The following is an 18,740-nucleotide window of genomic DNA, read 5'->3' on the forward strand; positions in this document are numbered from 1 at the left end:
GGGGGTGAAGTGCAACTTAAACTCCATTTCTTCCCCGCCGCGTTTCCCGACGAGACGCTGCACAGCGTGATTTCTCGTTATGCCCGTCTTTGCGGTGTTCGTAATTGCCAAGCAGCATTTGCCGGACTGAAATCGGCGGCAGCTTTTTCGCAAAATGTGGCATTCCCGAGTCATTTAGGGGATTTTGTCGATGCGCTACCCAGCGGTACTGAGCTATCGGTAGCCGAGGTCCTCATGCGCCACACATTATTACCCTACTATGCGCCGTTTTTGAGGATGAGCCAGGTCGAACACGCTCGGACGCTGATGACCGCTGATGGGAAAGGCTTGATGTTGAAGCTGGGCGTCAACGCGAGCCGTATTGGATTCGCCTCCCGAGTGCGGTTATGCCCAGAATGTATCGCACAAGATCAGGCTCAACGGGGAGTCGCTTACTGGCACAGGGTCCACATGCTTCCAGGCGTGCTGGTATGTCCGCATCACGGTACGTCACTCAGGATCCTTGATCCTCGCTGGTCCAGCCGCAGCTCTCGACAACTCAATCTGCCCAATGATGAGAATGTGCAAGCACACACAGTACTTCTCGACACCCCGTTGCGGTGCATGCCACCGCTTCACGAAATAGCGTTGCGCTCACTTCAGGTCCTCGAGTCTGACGTCACTGCTTTGTCGGCGGAGGCGGTGCGCTTCACGCTTTTACACAGGGCAACGCAGCTCAACCTTGCTTCTGATAACCATCGCTTGCACCTGCACATGCTGGCGCAGCACATGGCCGATTTTTTTGCTGCACTCCCGCGAGAATGGGAGTTTTCTATACTCGGAGATGTTCGTGCAGGTACACCCGCCTCATGGGTCACGAAGCTGCTTCGTACGCCTATAACCTCTCACCATCCGCTCAAATACATTTTATTGGCCGGTGCTCTGGGCGTTGAAATGGTGAGCTTGCTTCATGGTCAATGCCCAGTGAAAGAGGCGGTGGCATGTGATCCGAAAGCTCACATTCGGCTTCACGCGCGCCTTTCTCCGGTGATGCCTGGTGAAGGCCTGGACTGTTCGTCAGCCGCTGTGTGGCAACATGCTCTTGAAGGAGCTGATGCCAAAAAGATCGCTGCCGTTCTAGGCGTTTCATCAGCGTATGTCTATCGTCACATCAGAAATGTACCCGGCGGGCAAGATGCTTGGAGGGAGGCACGATTTCACACTGAGCTATGCGCAAGACGCGCGGCTTTCGAGGCTGATTATCGATTTTACAAAGCACATGCATGCAGGGGGTATGCGTGGCTGTATCGCCACGATAAGCAGTGGCTTTCGGAGTCAACTGCAAACCCAAGCCCCCATCGTACGCCTCGTCTAAATAGCACCGAAATGTTCGCTGCCCTCGATGCGAGACTGGCCGGCGAAGTCCGTCAGTGTGCCGACGCGCTTTATGCTCTTGCGGGTAAGCCTGTCCGCATTTCGCGTACCAGGATAGGTCGGGAGCTTCATGTTCTTTCTCGCTTCGAAAAGCAGCTTTGCAAGCTTCCTCTGTGTGCAGCAATGCTCGAAAAAGTATGTGAACCAATCGAAGGCTTTCACGATAGGCGTCTGCGATGGGCTAGACGCCAATTGCTCTCAGAGGGCAAGGCTGTATCACGTTCTTCGCTCTACAGGGTCGCGAGCATTCGACCCATGCTGTAATCCAGCTGGGCATTCCCCCTCCATCTAAAAAGTTCTAAATCAATTCACCATAAACCCATTATTTTTCTGTTAATGAAAAAATTCCCCTCCAGAATAGGTCCGGCATACGCTGGATCATCACGATCAGCATGTAAACGTACTAACCCGCGATCAACTGAAATAGTTTTGCAACCGGCATGGGCTGACCTACGCGGGTTTATCGATACGTGTTTTGTATTCGAGGAATACGGGCGCGGCAGGATTTAGATGAATTCACTACGATTCAAAGTTGAGCGGCTTGTCATTTCAAATCCAGACCGGATGCAGAATTTTAGGGGTTGCATATATACTGCCCCCGGATGCACATTCTCTTCGAGCCCTACCTTTAATCGGTAAATGATGTCTGATCTATTATTTTTCCCCGTTTCGATGCCGGATGAAATGCTTTACTCTCGTGTCACCCGATATCACTATCTGTCAGGTAACAGAACCGCGACGGAAACCTATCGCGATTTGTTCGCATCGAAACCCTTTTGCATCGGTGGCATCGTACCCAAGCAGATCGAGAGGCTCGCGCACAGGCTGCCGGGGCAATCGGAGAGCAATCTCGCAGAGTTGATCAGAAGCAATACTACTTTTCCTGCTTACCGACCGTTTCTTGGGGTTAAGCAGGGGCCAGAGAACGACGTAGGGCCACTGGGTTATGACGGGGTGGTACGGGTGCCCCGCAGAGAAGAGTCCACCCATGGCAAGGCTAAGCTTTGTCCTACCTGCGTTCAGGAAGATTTGATTGAGCGGGGTTCTGCCTACTGGCATCGATCTCACCAGATACCCGGTGTTGCCGTCTGTTGGCGTCATGGCGACGCATTGATCCATGCCTGCCCCGAGTGCTCTCGCCCGTTCTACCGTAAATTGAAGCTGCTTCCCAATCTGACTGAGCCATGCGCATGCGGCTGGAGCCCGTTAAACAGCGCAGCAATACACAAGGGGTCAAAGATGGAACAGAAAGTCGCTCTGTTCGCACACGATATCCTGCAACGCAATATCCCTCCGATAGGCAGTACGGTATTAAGTTCGTGCTACGTCCGCCAATGCAAGAAACGCGGATTCATTTTCGGAAAAAATGCGGGTATCGCAAAACTATTCGACAGCATCCAAAGCGCTTACGGCGATGAGCTTTTGGCGCAGATTGATCCAGCCTACAACACCGGAAAGCATGAGCAATGGATCCGGCTCAAATCAGATAAAGGTCAGCTAAATATGCCGCTCGCGCGGCATTTGATCATTGCTCTTCATTTGTTTTCCAGTGCAGATGGCTTTGAAGAGGCTCTGAAGAATGAGTCTATTCTGCTGAGTGCCGCTGTTTCTCCGCGAGCGCCCAAAGTCGAAGAATCGCGTCTTAGTCAAAAAACTAGATATCGCCAAAAAATCGAGTTGCTTTTAGCGCTACGTACCGATGCCAATATCGAGTACCTCTGGAAGAAGGCGTACAAACCTACGCAATGGATTCTAGAAAATGATAACGCATGGTTAATGGCAAAACTCCATGCCCCTAAAAAAGCTACAGTTAAGGTCGAAAAGTCCGTCGACTCAAGAGACGACGCCTATGCAGCCCTTATCGAAGCGGGCGTAGATGAGCTGTATAAAGTTACGAAAGATCCGAAGAGAGTGAACATTCGGAATTTGCAATCGCTGCTCCCAGGTTCGTTACCTCATGAGCTGGATCTACGCAAGCAGAGGTTCCCTCTTACTTATCAACAGATCAAGATTCATCAGGAGTCAGTATGGCATTTTCGTCTAAGAACTTTGGTGTGGACTGTCTCTGAACTCATCAGGATGAAGCTCCCCGTGAATTACTCGACGGTAAGATTGACCTCAGCGGTATCAAGCAAGGTTTTCCTGGTTTTTTGCAGTTTCTTCGAGTGGGATCTGGAAAGCCTGGCAAGAACCGGGGTCGACGCGGAGGCCCTGCTCAGGTCTACCGGCGTATCGAGGAATTGGGAGGGACCACCGGTTCAAATAAGCTTTTGAGGGCATCTTTGTTCCGTCAGCGTCTGCCAACCTTTGGTGTTAACAAAAATCCCATCTGGCTTGAAAGCGTAAATGCGGGGTAGCGTCCACCTTTCACATTAGTAACCTTCGCGGCAGCTTTCTGAAAGCTTTCACTTGTTACTCTTTAACTCAGTAAATTGAGCTTTAGGAGAAAATCATGAAAGCAATGACAGCAGTGAAAGCGTTTTGCGCCGCTTCGATTTTGACCTTATCTTCATTAGCCATGGCTGAAGGTGGCGGTGACCGCGTGTATGGTCGAATGATGCAAGAGAACCAACAAGCAATGGAGCAATATGCCTCAAGGAACGGCAAGACTCCTCCTGAAGTTGTTCATTATGAATATGGTATGAACCTCGATATCCACAAGGTCGTCAGTGTCACGCAAGCCAATAAAACCTGTGGGGTTGCCCCTTCGCGCATGACCTATGAAGACTCTACGGGCAAGCTTAACACCGTGGAATATAAGGTCATGGCCGACAACTGCCCCCATGGAAGCTAGACAATGAAATTATTTAAGAACTGCATAATTCTCCTTTGTCCGAAACTAGCTTACTGCTCGCTGACGTAGAAGTAATTTTCAGGAAAGCCTGAAGTTATCCATTTTATGAAATCATTCCGTCAGTCGAAGGGTTTCTAACGTGCAGTAAACAATTGCTCGACCACCTGATACATCCCGCCTCCTTGTTTTTCCTTTGGTTTGGGAGGTGGTTTAGGCGCCCTAGTGGCGCCTTTTTTACGTTCGAAATGAGCTATGTCCTCTGCACGGCCATGACCTTCACCATGCAGGAGTGAGATTAGAAGATCAGTTTTCGGGGTATTCAGCAACGACGTGGTCTGTGCCTGCCTTTGACAAGCCGATTACGTTATACGCGTCATGTTTCCCGTCCACTTCCATTCCTGGGGAGCCGGCCGGCATGCCTGGAACGGCAATCCCGAGCAGGTCATCACGTTTGCTCATCGCAATGATTTGCTCGGCGGGCACGTGACCTTCAACAAACTTTCCGTTGATGGTTGCTGTGTGACAGGACGAGAGCTCAGGAGAAATCCCGAGACCGCGCTTGATCGCGCTCATGTTGGTTTCCACGTGATCAACGACGGTAAAGCCGCTGGCTTCAAGGTGCTGGACCCATTTCTTGCAGCATCCGCAATTAGCGTCGCGATGTACATCGATCGTCAATGGCTCTGCTGCGTGACTGGCTGAACTGATGAACAGAGCCACGAGAGCAGCGAGACGAAGTGCCCGTCTGCGACGAAGAGAATTATTTCGCATGGGTATGTTCCTTCCCATCAGTATGTGTATGTGATTTGGGCTGTACGGTTGGAGTCGGGGCCGCGTCATCTGAAGCTTCCCTACCCTTATGATCGGCGTGGTCCGCAGGCTCCTTTGCAGACGGCGCTGCGGAGGGGCCATGGGCATGTGCCGTGTTTTTCTCGTCATCATTAGCGCGGACTTCCGCCCTTTGGTTGGCAGCACCTGCGCCACTTTGCCCCTGGGTCGTTCCATGTTGACCCTCATGGTTGTGCATCACGCTTTCGCCACCACCGTGTTGATGGCCACCGCTACTCGTGATCAGGGCTTTGTATTGCTCTGTATCAAGTGACGGAAGCTGCTGGAGAAATGCGACCATCCCCTATATGTACGGATCGGCCATGCTTTTGCCCCACGCGGGCATGCCGGTGGATTTGATGCCGTGCTTGATGATCCAAAAAGCTGCGGCTGGGTGCCCATCGACGCCCAGTTTTGAAAGGTTCGGAGGTGCGGGGTAAAGGCTGTTACTCAGTTCGGTGCCTGTAAGGCCCGGAGCCAAATGGCAACCGACACACATCGAGTTGTAGTTGCCAGCACCTTCACGGATGAGGGCTTCTTGGCTCAGGTCGGGGACCTGAATGTCGCGCGAGCGCACTTCGATCGAGCGATCCCGAGCAATAGAAAGTAGCGCGTAGACAGGGGCAGAGTGGGGATCATCCGCCCCGACATTGATCACGCCGAAATATACCACGCCGGCAGCCGCTGCTACGGTGGCCAGACCAGCAGCTATCAGTGCCTTCAGTGTAATCTTCATGCCCGGTTCTCAGAACCACATCCGGATACCGGCGACAAAGCGTGCCTCGCTGGCATCTTCACCTTCCTCACGTGCAAAGTCTGCCGTATTGCCATAGGAACGGCTCCAACTCACCCCGATATAAGGGGCAAATTGGCGGACAATCTCATAACGCAATCGGAGCCCCACTTCGGTGTTGGCTAATCCGGACCCGATGCCGCGCTGAGGGTCATTCTTCCCATAAAAATTGACCTCGGCCGTCGGCTGCAAGATCAATCGATTCGTCAGCAGAATGTCGTAATCGCCTTCCAGTCGAGCAGCCGATTGACCGTTCTCACCGATGTAGGCAGTCGCTTCGGCCTCGAAGTTGTAGAGGGCCATGCCCTGAATGCCGAGTGCGGCCCAGGTTTGAGGAGACCCTGGTTTGAAATCCTGTCGTACACCGGTGACGACGTCCCACCACGGTCCGATGGAGTGCCCCCAGAGCGCGGATAATTCAGCACTTTCCGTCACGCCATTGGTACGTTCGCCTTCCGAGCGCAACCACAGTCGATCAATGTCACCGCCGATCCATCCTTTCGCATCCCAAGCCAACGCACTACCGTTGTCAGCATCCTGGTATTCAAACTTATCCAGCAGCATGAAAGAGTTGATTGTTTTGTCGTGGACACCATGACCAGCGACATCTGGAAAGGCGGCTGCACGGTCAGCATCGGTAAGTACGGGGACAGGGGTTCGACTGGTTGTCGTCGTCCCTTCATCCATACTTTCCATGCCGGTCATTTGACCGTCGTCCATTTTCATCTTGCTGTGGTCCATAGCCCCCATGTTGCTATGGTCCATCGCTCCCATGGAGCCATGGTTCATCTTCGAGTGATCCATCTCTTCAGCGGCGTGAGCCACGGCAAAGAAGACAGGACTCGTAGAAACTGCCAATACCATCAACGTTGGGCGTAAAAAATTCTTGGTCATGATCTCAATCCGCCTTCTTGTTTTCATGGTCATGATCCATCGACTCATGGCGCATCTTGGTATGAGGTATCGTCGCGTGATTCGGCGTTGCCTCGTTTGACGTGGTCGCAGTCTTGTTCGGCGCATCCGCAGAAGTAGCAGGTGAAGGATCACCACGTTCTTCGACTGCCAATGCTACGCAGGAGAATCCACCCATCAGGCCAAAAGCAAAGAGGCAACCGATCAGCGATTTACGATTTAGGTGTGTGCTCACAGATCGTCTCCTTTACTCATCAACCCGTACTTCACGGAACATGCCCATTTCCATATGGAAAAGCAGGTGGCAGTGATAGGCCCAGCGACCTAAAGCATCGGCGGTTACTCGATAGCTGCGCTTGGTACCCGGTGGCATGTCGATTGTGTGCTTACGTACCATGAACTTGCCGTTTTCATCTTCAAGGTCGCTCCACATTCCATGAAGGTGGATGGGGTGCGTCATCATGGTGTCGTTTACCAAGGTGATGCGAAGACGCTCCCCGTACTTGAGACGAAGGGGCTCAGCATCAGAAAATTTGATGCCGTTGAAGGACCAGGAAAACTTTTCCATGTGACCGGTCAGATGCAGCTCAATGGTGCGATTGGGCTCTCGGCCATCAGGGTCCTGGAAAGTGCTCTTCAGATCTGAGTAAGTGAGCACCCGTCGACCGTTGTTCCGCAAACCGATACCTGGATCGTTCAGTTTTGGCGTTGGGTTCATGGCCTGCATGTCAACCAACGGGTTGTTGGTTTCGGACGCTGGGTGAGATTGCATCTCGCCTCCCATACCGCCCATCCCTGCCATCTGGCTGTGGTCCATGCCGGCCATGTCGGACATGTCGCCTTTGTCCATCCCCGCCATCTTGCTGTGGTCCATGCCGGCCATGTTGGACATGTCACCTTTGTCCATACCTGCCATCTTGCTATGGTCCATGCCGGCCATGTTGGTCATGTCACCACTGCCCATGCCGGTCATCCCGGTCATGTCACCTTGGTCCATTCCCTGCATCTTGCTGTGATCCATGCCAGCCATACCTGACATGTCACCCTGTTTCATATCGCCGCCGCCCATGCCAGCCATGCTGCCATGGTCCATGCCAGCCATACCGCCCATGCCCATGTCATCCATGGTCAACAGCGGACGCGGATCGATCGCCGGTACCGGTGCTTTCAGTCCTTCACGAACTGCCAAGGTCCCCCGCGCATAGCCGGTTCTATCCATGGACTGGGCAAAGATTGTGTAAGCCTCCTCGGTGGCAGGCTCAACAATCACATCATAGGTTTCTGCCACGGCGATTCGGAATTCATCGACACTGACTGGTTGGACATATTGGCCGTCGGCCGCCACCACGGTCATTTTCAAACCAGGAATGCGAACATCGAAATAGCTCATCGCTGAGCCATTGATAAAGCGCAGGCGTAGCTTCTCGCCAGGCTTAAAAATACCGGTCCAGTTGCCGTTCGGCGCTTGGCCATTCATGAGGTAGGTGTAAGTATCCCCGCTGACGTCTGCCAGATCAGTTGGGTTCATTTTCATTTCGGCCCACATTTTCCGGTCGGCGACGGCAGCAGACCAACCTTGCTTGCTGACGTCGTCGATGAAGTCGCCCACGGTACGTTTGTGGTGGTTGTAGTAGTCCGATTGTTTCTTGAGTTTGGCCATGACGCGCCCAGGATCCTCATCGGTCCAGTCAGTCAGCATCACCACATAGTCGCGATTGTATTGAAACGGCTCAGGCTCTTTCGAATCGATGACTATTGGCCCGTAAACACCTGCCTGCTCTTGCAACCCAGAATGGCTGTGGTACCAGTACGTGCCGTTTTGATGCACCTTGAACTTGTATTCGTACATGCCGTCGGGCGCGATGCCGTGGAAGCTCAAACCCGGTACGCCATCCATGTTGGCAGGCAAAATAATGCCGTGCCAGTGGATGGAGGTGTCTTGATCCAGACGGTTCTTCACGCGCAGAGTGACCGTCTCCCCTTCGCGCCAACGCAGCAAAGGCCCCGGCAACGAGCCATTGATGGTCATGGCTGTGCGCGGCGAGCCAGTGATGTTTACCGGCGTTTCACCAATAAACAGATCAAATTCGTTGCCGGTGAGGACGCTCGGCAGGCCGGGACTGGTCACTGCCCATACAGGAGTGCGCCACAGACCAAGGCCACCAAGGATGCCGCCGGCGGCCAGGCCTTTAACGAATGTCCGTCTAGAGGTTTTGGAATGCATGCCGTTTATTTCCGATCAGTCAAAAGGGAGCCGTTCAAATCAACCCGTGAGTTGGCAAGATGAGCTTCGCGTACCGAAAAAAAGACGAATTTTTCATTGCAAGCGAGCTCAGAAATTGCCACATCTAAACCACCTTCGTGATTACATTTCTGTCAGCTTGGCCGCGTGCCTGATCGTTCAGCAGTTTTTATGGTCCATCGCTTTGGCTTTGCTTTCAGCGACAGGCGGTTGAGCGCTCTGCGTTTGAGCTACCTGGTACGATTCCATCGAATTCGTCCTGGCCACTTCCATACGTGCGAAAGTCCGGTCACCACCGCCTTCAGCCATGGCCAGAGTGGAAACAGTCAGCGCTGCGACGACGAACAAGGTTTTGATGGTGTTCATATGGGCTACCTCAGATGTGTGAAAATATCCCCTCTGAATCACATCATGGATTGGACTCTTTGGGGGTGAGCAAAAGACTCAGTTGGACTATAAGAGACACCCCCTGTCAGGAAGCTTAGGCCAATATTACAGTTGTGTCAGTTTGGAATATTTTTCTTGAAGTACACGCTATTTAATACGTATGGTCTCCATCTTTTCGCATTGCGCGACTTTTATTGAATATAAGATTGAAGTGTAATCATTGCTTTGGGTTCCATTAATTCTCACGGAGGCGATGTTCTAGGTCTCTGCATTAAAATTAAAAGGAGACTTGAATGCTCTGCTGCAACAGCTGGGTGTTCAATGATCAAAGAAGATAGTAATGCCACCGAGGGTGATTAATTGTGAGTATTAATTTTGAGAAAGCATTAGGCTCCGCAGAAAGAGCGTTAGTTTATCGTGGCCAAAGAGCTGAGATCTTAAGTAACAATATCGCGAACGCTGACACTCCGAACTTCAAAGCCCAAGACTTGGATTTTTCTACTGTGCTCGCCAGCCAAACCAAAGAACCTGCTACCACTGCGTTTTCTTTGAAAACAACAAACGCAAAGCATTTTCTTAAGAAAGAATCGGCGGTGGCTATATACGGGCGCGACTTGCTTTACAGCACGCCGGCTCAGCCTGCCTTGGACCAAAATACTGTCGATCAGCAGGTCGAGGTCGCGAAATACACGGAAAACGCGATACGTTTCGATGCCGCTTTTACTCGGCTAAATGGAGCATTCAAGGGTTTGCTCAAAGCTCTGCGCGGTGACTAGCAGCATAGGCGCATGCGAGCCAACTTTGGCCGATACAGCGGCTCAGGTACTTTCGGATTCAAAGGTATTCACCATCAGACGACGCTCTACTCAGGAGCAGGCGTCTCCATTCAATGGCTGATCTTGGAAGGAAAACCAACAGCCTCCACAGCTTTACGGAGCTGTTCAGCGTTTTCGCTACTTTCAACACTCACCTTACCGGTTGATCGATCGACGGAGACCGTAGCGTTGTCGTCCAGTGCCTGGATCGCTCTGGTGATTTTGCCGACGCAGCTGCCGCAACCAATGCCTGATACATCTAAGACAACCATGTAAATTACCCTCGTGCTGAGCGGTGTCTTTACCCGCAGCGACAGCATCGACGTTGACACCATGGCAAGGTCAACGATTATCTAATCAAAGCCGTGAGCGCAGATTTCGAGAAGTTTTACGGGACTTGACCACTCGGCTGCTAATTAGCTCGCTACCATTTGAACGGTTTCCAGGAGTGCGCCCTATTGTTCTCGTCGGTAAAGGTCGGCTAACGGCAACATTGCGGCTCTCTCGCTTGATCCAACGATTTTGTATGCCTCTCGTTTCGTCAACGGCTTTGATCTGTCCTCCCGCGAACCTTGCATAGGTATAGGGGGGAGGCCTATCATGCGACCCTATATAGGTAGGGGGGGTATAGCGTGGGTCATATCGCATCACACAAAGACGATCTTCTTAAACGTGTAAAACGTATTGCCGGGCAAATTCAAGCTGTTGAACGAGCATTGGAATCGGACTTCGACTGCGCCAAGACACTACATCTTGTTGCGGCCACTCGGGGTGCCATCAACGGGCTGATGGAGGAGATCATCGAGGATCACGCACGAGCACATGTCGCGAACCCCGCGCTCAGCGAAGAAGAGCGTAACAAGGGCGTCGAAGAGCTTCTTGAAGCTATCCGCCGGTACTCCAAGTGAATGCATCCAGGTAAACACGTATGAGCAGGACCGACATCGATTACACACACGACCACGTGTTTCTAGGCTCAGCGCACGATGAGAATGCCAAGCGTACGCTTTGGGTTGTAGCACTCACGGTGGTAATGATGATCGGGGAGATCACCGCCGGCTATATCACGGGTTCGATGGCGTTACTGGCCGATGGCTTCCACATGGCAACCCATGCCGGCGCATTGGGCATCGCGGCGGCCGCTTACGGATACGCAAAACGCCACGCTACCAGCCAGCGCTACAGTTTCGGTACAGGAAAGGTTGGAGACTTGGGCGGGTTCGCCTCGGCGCTGATTCTTGGCATGATTTCGTTGGGCATTGGCGTTGAATCGTTCATGCGTTTGTTGCAGCCAACACCGGTTCAGTTTGGCACCGCGACCCTCATCGCCGTTGTCGGTTTGCTCGTCAACATTGTCAGTGCCCTGCTGCTGGGTCATGGGCATGGGCATGGACATGGGCACGACCACGATCACCCTCATGCCCACAACGGAAACGACAACAACTTGAGGTCCGCCTATGTCCACGTCGTTGCAGACGCGCTGACGTCGATTCTGGCCATCGCTGCCTTGCTTGCCGGTCGATATCTGGGTTGGGTGCGGCTCGACCCGGTCATGGGTATCGTCGGCGCTATCGTTATCGCGCGTTGGGCCTGGACCTTGATGGGGGTAACTGCGGGCGTGTTGCTCGATCAGACCGACGCGCACGTTGCCGAGGAAATCCGCGAACTCGTTGAGAAACCTGGTGGCGCTACCATTACAGACTTGCACGTTTGGAGGGTGGGACCTCAAGCGTGCGCGGCGATCGTCAGCGTTCTAGGTGAAGCCACTGTGAACGCCGAGAGCATTCGTGAGCGTCTCAAAACAGTTCACGAAGTCAGCCACCTGACCGTCGAGTTCCGGCAGACATGACTCAGCGCCTGTCCAGCACAACCTCTATAGGACACACCGATGCCGCCCGGTAAACGTGAACTGGCTCGGATCGAGCGCCAGTTGATCGTCACGCTCACCGACGCGTGCGAAACAGCAAAGGATGAGATAAAGGGGTTTATTTGGCTCACTCACACCGCTGACCTAAGTGCGTTGGCTGAAACCCTGAAGGTCATCTGGGTGTTCGAAACCCTGGCTGACAGGAAGCGGGCCGAGATTGACGCGAAGGCCCGCATCTTTGAGTTGACGGCGATCGCCTTGAAAGAGGCCAATCTTGACCTGCCTGTTTCAGACCGCAATGTCCGCTTCGACTCGGAGCAAGAGTGCCAACGCACGCACATAGGCGACTGGAAACATCGCGTGGCTGAATTACATAAAGCTAAGGGGGGCTGACTATGGCAAAAGAGATCGAGAATCCCTGTATCTCGGTTTGCCAACTCAGTGGTGATCTGTGTGTGAGCTGCGGGCGGAATAAGGAAGACATCAGAAAGTGGAAGCGCATGAAGCGGCCTGAAAAAATGGCCGCTGTGCAACGGGCGAATGCGCGCTTAAAGGAATTGAAGAAAGCACATGGATAGCCATTCCCCCCGAGTTAAAACGCTGCAATTTTGAAGGTCAGTCAACTCGGGTATTCCTCAGCCTCAATGCATTGAAAACTACCGACGCGGAACTGACGCTCATGGCTATGGCAGCGATCATTGGCGACAGGAGGTGCCCCGTCAATGGATAGAGCAAACCAGCGGCAAGAGGTATACCCATTGAGTTGTAGAGAAAAGCAAAGCCCAAATTCTGGCGCATGTTTTTAACTGTGGCGACCGAAAGAGCTCGTGCTCGTAAGATCCCCATCAGGTCACCTTTTACCAGCGTGAGTTGCGCGCTATTCATCGCCACGTCTGTCCCCGTTCCCATGGCTATCCCCACATCTGCTCGCGCCAGGGCCGGAGCATCGTTGATACCGTCACCCGCCATGGCCACTTTTCGCCCGTATTGCTGTAGGTCTGCCACCAGGCGCTCCTTGTCTTGGGGTTTGACTTCACCGTGGACCTCTTCAATCCCCATTTCCCTAGCGACAGCCCGAGCGGTAGTAAGCCCGTCCCCAGTAGCCATGATGATTTTAACGTTGTGAGCCTTAAGCTTGGTGACGGCCTCTTTTGAGGTCGGCTTGATCGGATCTGAGACGGCCAACAAACCTGCCAATGCGCCGTCGACGGCGAGGTAGACAATACTGATGCCGTCAAGTCGCAATACCTCAGCGCGCTCTTGTAGGGGGCTGGTGGTCACGCCTGCGGCTTCCATCAACGCGGTGTTCCCCAGCTGGAGCTTTTTGCCATCGACAACGCCACTGACGCCGATACCCGAATCAGACTCAAAGGATTCCGGCTTGGTCAGCTTGATGTTCTCGGATCTGGCGTGATCGACGATCGCATGTGCTAAAGGATGCTCGCTGCCCTGATCAAGGCTGGCAGCCAGGTGAAGGACGTCGTCGGGATTGAAGGTGGGAGTGGCCTCCACGCTGTGAAACACGGGCCGTCCCTCTGTCAGGGTGCCTGTCTTGTCGACAATCAGCGTGTCGATTCTGCAAAGGCTTTCAATTGCACTGGCATCTCTGAACAAAACACCCTTGCTGGCTGCTTTACCTGTCGACACCATGATCGACATAGGCGTAGCAAGTCCCAACGCACAGGGACAAGCGATGATCAGCACGGCGACAGCGTTGATTAGACCAAACACCCAACTGGGCTCAGGGCCGAAAAGCCCCCAACCGATAAATGTCATTATCGCAATCGTGATAACACCCATCACGAAGTAGCCGGCAATCGAGTCGGCCATTCGTTGCATAGGAGCCTTGGAACGCTGAGCTCTCGCGACCATCTGTACGATCTGGGACAGCATGGTTTCGGCACCGACCTTCTGCGCCTCCATTACCAGGCTTCCATGCGTATTCAGCGTGGCGCCGATCAGGCTATCTCCAGCTTTCTTCATTACCGGGACTGGCTCGCCAGTGAGCATCGACTCATCCACCGCACTTTCACCCTCAAGTACCGAACCATCAACTGGCACCTTTTCACCTGGTCTGACCCGTAAGTGGTCTCCCAGGTGCACATGGGTGAGAGGAATGTCTTCCTCTTCGCCATCGGCATTGATCCGACGTGCAGTTTTGGGCGAAAGGCCGAGAAGTGACTTAATGGCGGCGGAAGTTTGTGATCGGGCTTTGAGCTCAAGGATCTGGCCAAGCAACGTGAGCGAGATGATGACCGCTGCCGCTTCGAAGTAAACGCCGATACGTCCATCTTGCATGAAATTGGCGGGAAAACTTTGGGGGAAGAGCGTTGCTATGACGCTGTACAGATAAGCTGCGGCGGTGCCCAACCCAATCAGAGTCCACATGTTGGGACTGCGATTTTTAACCGAGGCCAGTCCCCTTACAAAAAAAGGCCATCCTGCCCATAAGGTCACGGGTGTCGCCAGAGCGAACTCGATCCAGTTTTGAGCCGAACCATGAAGAAGTTGTAACGAGTGACCCGCCATCGCGAGCACGGTTACGACCACGGTTAAGGGCAGCGACCACCAGAAGCGGCGATTGAAATCCCGGAGTTCAGGATTTTCTTCTTCATCAAGCGCCGGCATGACAGGCTCTAGTGCCATGCCACATTTAGGACAGTTACCGGATCCGGTCTGCCGTATTTCAGGATGCATCGGGCACGTAAATTCAGTGCCCGTTTGTACCGCAGACTCCGGCGTTGTGCTGCCTGACTCGTTGCGCACCACGTGGCCACTGTAGCGCTCAGGGTCCGCTCGAAACTTCTCCTGACATTTCAGGCTACAGAACCGATACGTCTGTCCTTGGTAAGTCTCAGCAAATTTACTCGACGAAGTGACTGCCATTCCACACACCGGGTCATGTAGATCAGCATCATCCCGGGAAGCAGCATGGGTGTGATTATGGTCGTGATGGCCAGAGGTGGTAGGCATGTCTATTCCCCTTGTAAGGTGCTACTAGAAATGAGCATATTCAGTACAACGCTGATTTGCGGCTCCACAGTGGTGCGGTGATGTTTCCGCACGGACCCCGGCTGAGAAGCGTTGCTATGTTACTTGCGACTTAGCGTAGCCAACTCTTGCGTCGGGCCGGCAGAAACAGCCGACTCCGGTTTATTTCAGATCAAATTCGCCGACCATTCCCGATTGGTAATGCCCCGGCACGTTGCAGGCAAACTGAAGCCCTGCACTGTCGTTGAAGGTCCAGATCAGCTCTTGGGTTGAGCCAGGCTCAATCAGGACACTGTTAGGGTCGTCATGCTCCATTGCGACCATCTTCATTCCGCCCATGCCGTGGCTCATGCCGCTCATCTTCCCGGTACCGGTAGGGCTTAGTGTTCCGTTCTTGAACATGCTTGCCATTTCTTTCTGGTGTGCTGCATGAGCAGCGGCTTTGCCGATGTTGAACTCATGCAGCAGCGAACCCTCGTTGCGAAGGACAAAGCGGATTGTTTCACCAGGTTTTACGTCGATGCTTTTAGGCTTGAAAAAAATGTCGCCCATCTCGACCTCAACCGTGCGGGTAACGTCAGAGGCCACACCAGGCTGGCCTATGTCGTCTTGTCCATGCCCTGCATTAGCCATAGCCGTGGCAGCGAAAAACAGGGTCATTGCTGCGATGAACGGGGTAGCGAGCGTAGTTTTCATGGTGACCTCAGGAATACGTGGGAACATTGGCTATGCTAATGATGCTCAGCTGCCAGCTAACTGACTTGGGCATTACTTCTTTGTCAGTTTTCTAAATAGATACGGCGTCCAATTGACGCCGCAACAAGATGCTGACAAGTACTTATCCAGGGGGCGTTTATTGATGGTTTTCTGAAAGCATCAATTTGTGCTCGCGCTGCATCTGGCGCAAAACGTCATCAACGATTTTGTCGTGCTTCTCCATCCAGGCTAGATGCTCTTGGGGTGACATTGAGGCATCTGGGTGATCGTTGTGGAGCTGGCTCATGATGTCCCCAAGCATCTTCATGTGTTCTGCCATGTGGACGTGACGCTCTCCTTCAGGGGCTTGTTCAGCTTTCATCAACGTGGCTTCGGCCTTGTCGCGCAAACCTTCCATACGCTCAATGACTCGATCTCCGCCGCTTTCAGCCCACACAGAAGCCGAGACCAGTATCGAGCTTACAAAAAACAGCATTTTCAGGCGGTTCATAGGGGTAGCTCCTCATGAGGGAATCCGACTTCCATACGATTCATCGCTCAGAGGTCGGTCGAGCACCAATGAAGTACTCATGTCTGAACCCTAGCCAGCACTCGCTGACATCTACCTGAAGCCAAGATTACTTTTCTGTCAGTTGCTGGTTGGCAGCCAGTTTTCGTTGCAGACTCCGCTTAACCTTTATCTGAGAACGACCTCATGAGACTTCTTGTCGCTGAAGACGAACCAAAAATAGGTATCTATTTGCAGCAAGGGCTCAACGAGGCCGGGTTCAATGTCGACCGTTTCACGAATGGAAAAGAGGCGCTTCAGCACGCTTTGAGCGAAGCCTATGATCTGCTGATTCTCGACGTCATGATGCCGGGTTTGGATGGCTGGGAAGTCCTGCAGAAGGTTCGCGCTTCCGGGAAAGACGTCCCGGTGCTTTTTCTCACCGCCAGAGACCGCGTTGAAGACCGAGTGAAGGGACTTGAACTCGGTGCGGATGACTATCTGATCAAACCCTTCGCGTTTTCTGAATTGCTTGCTCGAGTCAGAACGCTGTTGCGTCGCGGTAGCAGCGCACCTTCGCAAACCTTTATGAAACTGGCTGACCTTGAAGTGGACCTGCTCAAGCGTCGAGCCATCCGAGGAGGCAAACGCATAGACCTTACGGCCAAAGAGTTCGCGTTGCTTGAGCTTCTGCTGCGTCGTCGAGGGGAGGTGCTGCCAAAGTCTCTTATCGCCTCCCAGGTTTGGGATATGAACTTCGACAGCGATACCAACGTTATCGAGGTTGCAGTGAGACGGCTCAGGGCCAAGATAGACGACGATTTTGAGGTCAAGTTGATTCATACCTCAAGGGGAATGGGTTACATGCTCGATGCACCAGATTCGGAGTCGTGATGAACCGGATGTCCCTGACGACTCGTATGAGTCTGATGTTTATGCTCGCGGTTACGGCCGTGCTCACGGTCGCCGGACTCAGTTTCAATAACCTCAGTCGGCATCATTTCAAGATGCTGGATCAGCAGGCATTGTACGAGAAGCTCCACTCGACCCAGCGAATCTTGTCCGGGCTGAGCAGCATCGATCAATTCAGCGAGGCTAAACCGGAGTTAGAGGCGCTGCTTGGCGCTCACCGTGATTTGACCGCGCTTATCATCGATGGCGACGGCAAGGTGCTGTTTGCGGATCCCGGCCCGGTCAACGTGCCAGAGGCGTTTCGCAAAACCACAAACACAACCGTCTGGGAATGGCGGGAGCAAGACCAGATGTTCCGTGGTGTGACTGCGCAATCCGTAGTGACGGGACAAGAAAGGCCATTAATTGTCATGTTGATTTTTGACGTGACGCAGCATATGTCCTTTTTTGAGACGCTCGAACGATGGTTTTGGATAGGGTTGGTGATCAGCGCATTGGTCAGTGCTGCACTCGGCTGGATGGTCGCTAGCAGTGGCATGCGGCCTATTCGCCAGGTCACACGGGTTGCTGCCTCCATGTCAGCAAAATCACTCAAGGAGCGTATTCCCCTGGCACCCGTTCCGAAAGAGCTTCAACAGATGGTGTTGTCGTTCAACGCCATGTTATCCAGGCTCGACGATGCATTTGTCCGGTTATCCAACTTTTCGGCCGACATTGCCCACGAACTACGGACCCCCGTAAGCAACTTGATGACCCACACTGAAGTGGTGCTTTCAAGAAAAAGAAACATCGAGGACTACGAAGACAATTTGTACTCCAATCTTGATGACTTGAAGCGCATGAGCCGGATGATTGATGACATGCTTTTTCTGGCGAAATCAGACAACGGTCTAATTACCCACGAGAACAAGCCAATAGACCTGGTGGCTGTCGTGGAAAAATTGCTTGAGTACTACCGCCTGTTGGCTGATGAACGAGGGATCGAGCTCAAGGTTTCAGGACGGGGGAGCGTGCGAGGTGATGTCCTTATGCTCCACCGAGCGATTTCCAATCTGCTCTCAAATGCGCTGCGCTACACCTATGAAGGGACGTCAATCAGTGTCGATATTCAGCACAAGGACGCGTCGGTAACGGTTGTCGTGGAAAACCATGGTGAGCCCATTGCTCCCGAACACCTTGAAAAGCTGTTTGACCGTTTTTATCGCGTGGACCCAGCTCGGCGAGAAGGAAGTCCGAGCAACGCAGGGCTAGGTCTGTCAATTACCCGATCAATTGTCGAAGCGCACAATGGCAAGATCTGGTGTACGTCAGGCGACGGGAAAACGGCTTTTCATCTTGAGTTTCCGGCCGTCGATTCCACGGTTAGCTGAGCGACAAAACATTGGGACCAACGACGTCTTGGCGTTCTGCGTTTGCTACGCCTCTGCGGATTTTTCAAAGTGATTGAGCTCCCCTGTCCTGCGGTACGCCGTGTCTTTTCCAGGTCTTGCTACGCTCAACGATTAGATGCCAAACATCGGATCAAGCTGACTGAAATGTAATCGAACAGTTTGTGATCGTGTGGCATCGTGTTCTCGCACTG

The 18,740-nt window shown here is 53.0% G+C and carries 19 protein-coding genes and 1 pseudogene; 10 read left to right on the forward strand and 10 right to left on the reverse strand.

The features are described from left to right. Nucleotides 1-9 precede the first annotated feature (9 nt). The 3 genes from AB4P90_RS29410 (at nucleotide 10) to AB4P90_RS29420 (ending at nucleotide 4,207) form a co-directional block, all read left to right on the forward strand. On the forward strand, nucleotides 10-1,677 hold the full coding sequence (locus AB4P90_RS29410; RefSeq protein WP_082060923.1) for a TnsD family Tn7-like transposition protein: 1,668 nt from the start codon (nucleotides 10-12) through the stop codon (nucleotides 1,675-1,677). A 378-nt stretch (nucleotides 1,678-2,055) separates the two neighbouring features. Next, the gene (locus AB4P90_RS29415; RefSeq protein ID WP_225568932.1) at nucleotides 2,056-3,687 is read left to right on the forward strand and encodes a TniQ family protein; all 1,632 of its coding nucleotides are present in this window, start codon (nucleotides 2,056-2,058) and stop codon (nucleotides 3,685-3,687) included. A 187-nt stretch (nucleotides 3,688-3,874) separates the two neighbouring features. Then, a complete protein-coding gene (locus AB4P90_RS29420; RefSeq protein ID WP_032872197.1) occupies nucleotides 3,875-4,207 on the forward strand; it encodes a DUF2790 domain-containing protein in 333 nt (110 codons plus the stop codon). 303 nt (nucleotides 4,208-4,510) lie between these two features. Here AB4P90_RS29420 and AB4P90_RS29425 read toward each other — a convergent pair whose 3' ends face one another. From AB4P90_RS29425 to AB4P90_RS29450, 6 genes and pseudogenes are all read right to left on the reverse strand, one after another. Beyond that, nucleotides 4,511-4,978: a DUF411 domain-containing protein gene (locus tag AB4P90_RS29425; RefSeq protein WP_032872163.1), complete on the reverse strand. Its 468-nt coding sequence runs from the start codon at nucleotides 4,976-4,978 to the stop codon at nucleotides 4,511-4,513. Further along, nucleotides 4,968-5,771 (reverse strand): annotated as a pseudogene (locus tag AB4P90_RS29430) (c-type cytochrome). Before AB4P90_RS29430 ends, AB4P90_RS29425 begins: the two are co-directional and overlap by 11 nt. A 9-nt stretch (nucleotides 5,772-5,780) precedes the next feature. Beyond that, entirely contained in the window at nucleotides 5,781-6,755 is a 975-nt protein-coding gene (locus tag AB4P90_RS29435; protein WP_019816897.1) for a copper resistance protein B, read from the reverse strand. Continuing rightward, complete coding sequence (locus AB4P90_RS29440; protein ID WP_131670796.1) at nucleotides 6,727-6,975, reverse strand: hypothetical protein; 249 nt, start codon at nucleotides 6,973-6,975, stop codon at nucleotides 6,727-6,729. The genes AB4P90_RS29435 and AB4P90_RS29440 overlap by 29 nt, the downstream gene beginning before the upstream one ends. Nucleotides 6,976-6,987: 12 nt before the next feature. Further along, nucleotides 6,988-8,964 (reverse strand): copper resistance system multicopper oxidase, encoded by a 1,977-nt coding sequence (locus AB4P90_RS29445; protein ID WP_034115529.1) that lies wholly within the window; start codon nucleotides 8,962-8,964, stop codon nucleotides 6,988-6,990. Between the two features lie 177 nt (nucleotides 8,965-9,141). Beyond that, a complete protein-coding gene (locus AB4P90_RS29450) occupies nucleotides 9,142-9,348 on the reverse strand; it encodes a co-regulatory protein PtrA N-terminal domain-containing protein (RefSeq protein WP_019816895.1) in 207 nt (68 codons plus the stop codon). Between the two features lie 383 nt (nucleotides 9,349-9,731). Between AB4P90_RS29450 and flgB the strand changes: the two genes are divergently transcribed. Further along, nucleotides 9,732-10,145, forward strand: coding sequence for a flagellar basal body rod protein FlgB (gene flgB / locus AB4P90_RS29455; protein WP_019816894.1), 414 nt, complete (start codon nucleotides 9,732-9,734; stop codon nucleotides 10,143-10,145). A gap of 110 nt (nucleotides 10,146-10,255) precedes the next feature. On the opposite strand, the gene AB4P90_RS29460 is transcribed toward flgB, so the two are convergent. Then, nucleotides 10,256-10,456, reverse strand: a complete 201-nt coding sequence (locus AB4P90_RS29460) for a heavy-metal-associated domain-containing protein (protein ID WP_019816893.1) — start codon at nucleotides 10,454-10,456, stop codon at nucleotides 10,256-10,258. A gap of 360 nt (nucleotides 10,457-10,816) precedes the next feature. Between AB4P90_RS29460 and AB4P90_RS29465 the strand changes: the two genes are divergently transcribed. Genes AB4P90_RS29465 through AB4P90_RS29480 form a run of 4 tightly spaced genes read left to right on the forward strand, consistent with a single transcriptional unit; the run spans nucleotide 10,817 to nucleotide 12,629 of the window. Continuing rightward, nucleotides 10,817-11,092, forward strand: coding sequence for a metal/formaldehyde-sensitive transcriptional repressor (locus AB4P90_RS29465; protein WP_019816892.1), 276 nt, complete (start codon nucleotides 10,817-10,819; stop codon nucleotides 11,090-11,092). Nucleotides 11,093-11,112: 20 nt separating this feature from the next. After that, complete coding sequence (gene dmeF / locus AB4P90_RS29470; protein WP_395605565.1) at nucleotides 11,113-12,033, forward strand: CDF family Co(II)/Ni(II) efflux transporter DmeF; 921 nt, start codon at nucleotides 11,113-11,115, stop codon at nucleotides 12,031-12,033. Between the two features lie 39 nt (nucleotides 12,034-12,072). Beyond that, the gene (locus tag AB4P90_RS29475; protein ID WP_034115525.1) at nucleotides 12,073-12,444 is read left to right on the forward strand and encodes a hypothetical protein; all 372 of its coding nucleotides are present in this window, start codon (nucleotides 12,073-12,075) and stop codon (nucleotides 12,442-12,444) included. A gap of 2 nt (nucleotides 12,445-12,446) precedes the next feature. Beyond that, nucleotides 12,447-12,629 carry a DUF1289 domain-containing protein gene (locus AB4P90_RS29480; protein WP_034115524.1) on the forward strand — a complete coding sequence of 61 codons (183 nt, stop codon included), beginning with the start codon at nucleotides 12,447-12,449 and terminating at the stop codon, nucleotides 12,627-12,629. Nucleotides 12,630-12,666: 37 nt separating this feature from the next. On the opposite strand, the gene AB4P90_RS29485 is transcribed toward AB4P90_RS29480, so the two are convergent. From AB4P90_RS29485 to AB4P90_RS29495, 3 genes are all read right to left on the reverse strand, one after another. Continuing rightward, nucleotides 12,667-15,024 carry a heavy metal translocating P-type ATPase gene (locus tag AB4P90_RS29485; RefSeq protein WP_395605566.1) on the reverse strand — a complete coding sequence of 786 codons (2,358 nt, stop codon included), beginning with the start codon at nucleotides 15,022-15,024 and terminating at the stop codon, nucleotides 12,667-12,669. 180 nt (nucleotides 15,025-15,204) lie between these two features. Beyond that, the gene (locus AB4P90_RS29490) at nucleotides 15,205-15,738 is read right to left on the reverse strand and encodes a plastocyanin/azurin family copper-binding protein (RefSeq protein ID WP_019816982.1); all 534 of its coding nucleotides are present in this window, start codon (nucleotides 15,736-15,738) and stop codon (nucleotides 15,205-15,207) included. Nucleotides 15,739-15,895: 157 nt separating this feature from the next. Then, nucleotides 15,896-16,249, reverse strand: coding sequence for a co-regulatory protein PtrA N-terminal domain-containing protein (locus AB4P90_RS29495; RefSeq protein WP_024616841.1), 354 nt, complete (start codon nucleotides 16,247-16,249; stop codon nucleotides 15,896-15,898). Between the two features lie 204 nt (nucleotides 16,250-16,453). Between AB4P90_RS29495 and AB4P90_RS29500 the strand changes: the two genes are divergently transcribed. Beyond that, nucleotides 16,454-17,140 carry a heavy metal response regulator transcription factor gene (locus AB4P90_RS29500; protein WP_019816984.1) on the forward strand — a complete coding sequence of 229 codons (687 nt, stop codon included), beginning with the start codon at nucleotides 16,454-16,456 and terminating at the stop codon, nucleotides 17,138-17,140. Then, the gene (locus AB4P90_RS29505; RefSeq protein ID WP_034115519.1) at nucleotides 17,140-18,528 is read left to right on the forward strand and encodes a heavy metal sensor histidine kinase; all 1,389 of its coding nucleotides are present in this window, start codon (nucleotides 17,140-17,142) and stop codon (nucleotides 18,526-18,528) included. Before AB4P90_RS29500 ends, AB4P90_RS29505 begins: the two co-directional genes overlap by 1 nt. Nucleotides 18,529-18,740 lie beyond the last annotated feature (212 nt).

It is taken from the genome of Pseudomonas sp. B16120, assembly GCF_044218845.1.
GTDB classification, from domain to species: Bacteria; Pseudomonadota; Gammaproteobacteria; order Pseudomonadales; family Pseudomonadaceae; genus Aquipseudomonas; species Aquipseudomonas paracarnis.

Excerpts from the sequence above, each read along its gene's own strand:
- AB4P90_RS29415 (WP_225568932.1), top strand. The coding sequence starts at position 2,056 with ATGTCTGATCTATTATTTTTCCCCGTTTCGATGCCGGATGAAATGCTT.
- AB4P90_RS29420 (WP_032872197.1), top strand. The coding sequence starts at position 3,875 with ATGACAGCAGTGAAAGCGTTTTGCGCCGCTTCGATTTTGACCTTATCT.
- AB4P90_RS29425 (WP_032872163.1), bottom strand. The coding sequence starts at position 4,978 with ATGCGAAATAATTCTCTTCGTCGCAGACGGGCACTTCGTCTCGCTGCT.
- AB4P90_RS29435 (WP_019816897.1), bottom strand. The coding sequence starts at position 6,755 with ATGACCATGAAAACAAGAAGGCGGATTGAGATCATGACCAAGAATTTT.
- AB4P90_RS29445 (WP_034115529.1), bottom strand. The coding sequence starts at position 8,964 with ATGCATTCCAAAACCTCTAGACGGACATTCGTTAAAGGCCTGGCCGCC.
- AB4P90_RS29450 (WP_019816895.1), bottom strand. The coding sequence starts at position 9,348 with ATGAACACCATCAAAACCTTGTTCGTCGTCGCAGCGCTGACTGTTTCC.
- AB4P90_RS29460 (WP_019816893.1), bottom strand. The coding sequence starts at position 10,456 with ATGGTTGTCTTAGATGTATCAGGCATTGGTTGCGGCAGCTGCGTCGGC.
- dmeF (WP_395605565.1), top strand. The coding sequence starts at position 11,113 with ATGAGCAGGACCGACATCGATTACACACACGACCACGTGTTTCTAGGC.
- AB4P90_RS29475 (WP_034115525.1), top strand. The coding sequence starts at position 12,073 with ATGCCGCCCGGTAAACGTGAACTGGCTCGGATCGAGCGCCAGTTGATC.
- AB4P90_RS29480 (WP_034115524.1), top strand. The coding sequence starts at position 12,447 with ATGGCAAAAGAGATCGAGAATCCCTGTATCTCGGTTTGCCAACTCAGT.
- AB4P90_RS29485 (WP_395605566.1), bottom strand. The coding sequence starts at position 15,024 with ATGCCTACCACCTCTGGCCATCACGACCATAATCACACCCATGCTGCT.
- AB4P90_RS29490 (WP_019816982.1), bottom strand. The coding sequence starts at position 15,738 with ATGAAAACTACGCTCGCTACCCCGTTCATCGCAGCAATGACCCTGTTT.
- AB4P90_RS29495 (WP_024616841.1), bottom strand. The coding sequence starts at position 16,249 with ATGAACCGCCTGAAAATGCTGTTTTTTGTAAGCTCGATACTGGTCTCG.
- AB4P90_RS29500 (WP_019816984.1), top strand. The coding sequence starts at position 16,454 with ATGAGACTTCTTGTCGCTGAAGACGAACCAAAAATAGGTATCTATTTG.
- AB4P90_RS29505 (WP_034115519.1), top strand. The coding sequence starts at position 17,140 with ATGAACCGGATGTCCCTGACGACTCGTATGAGTCTGATGTTTATGCTC.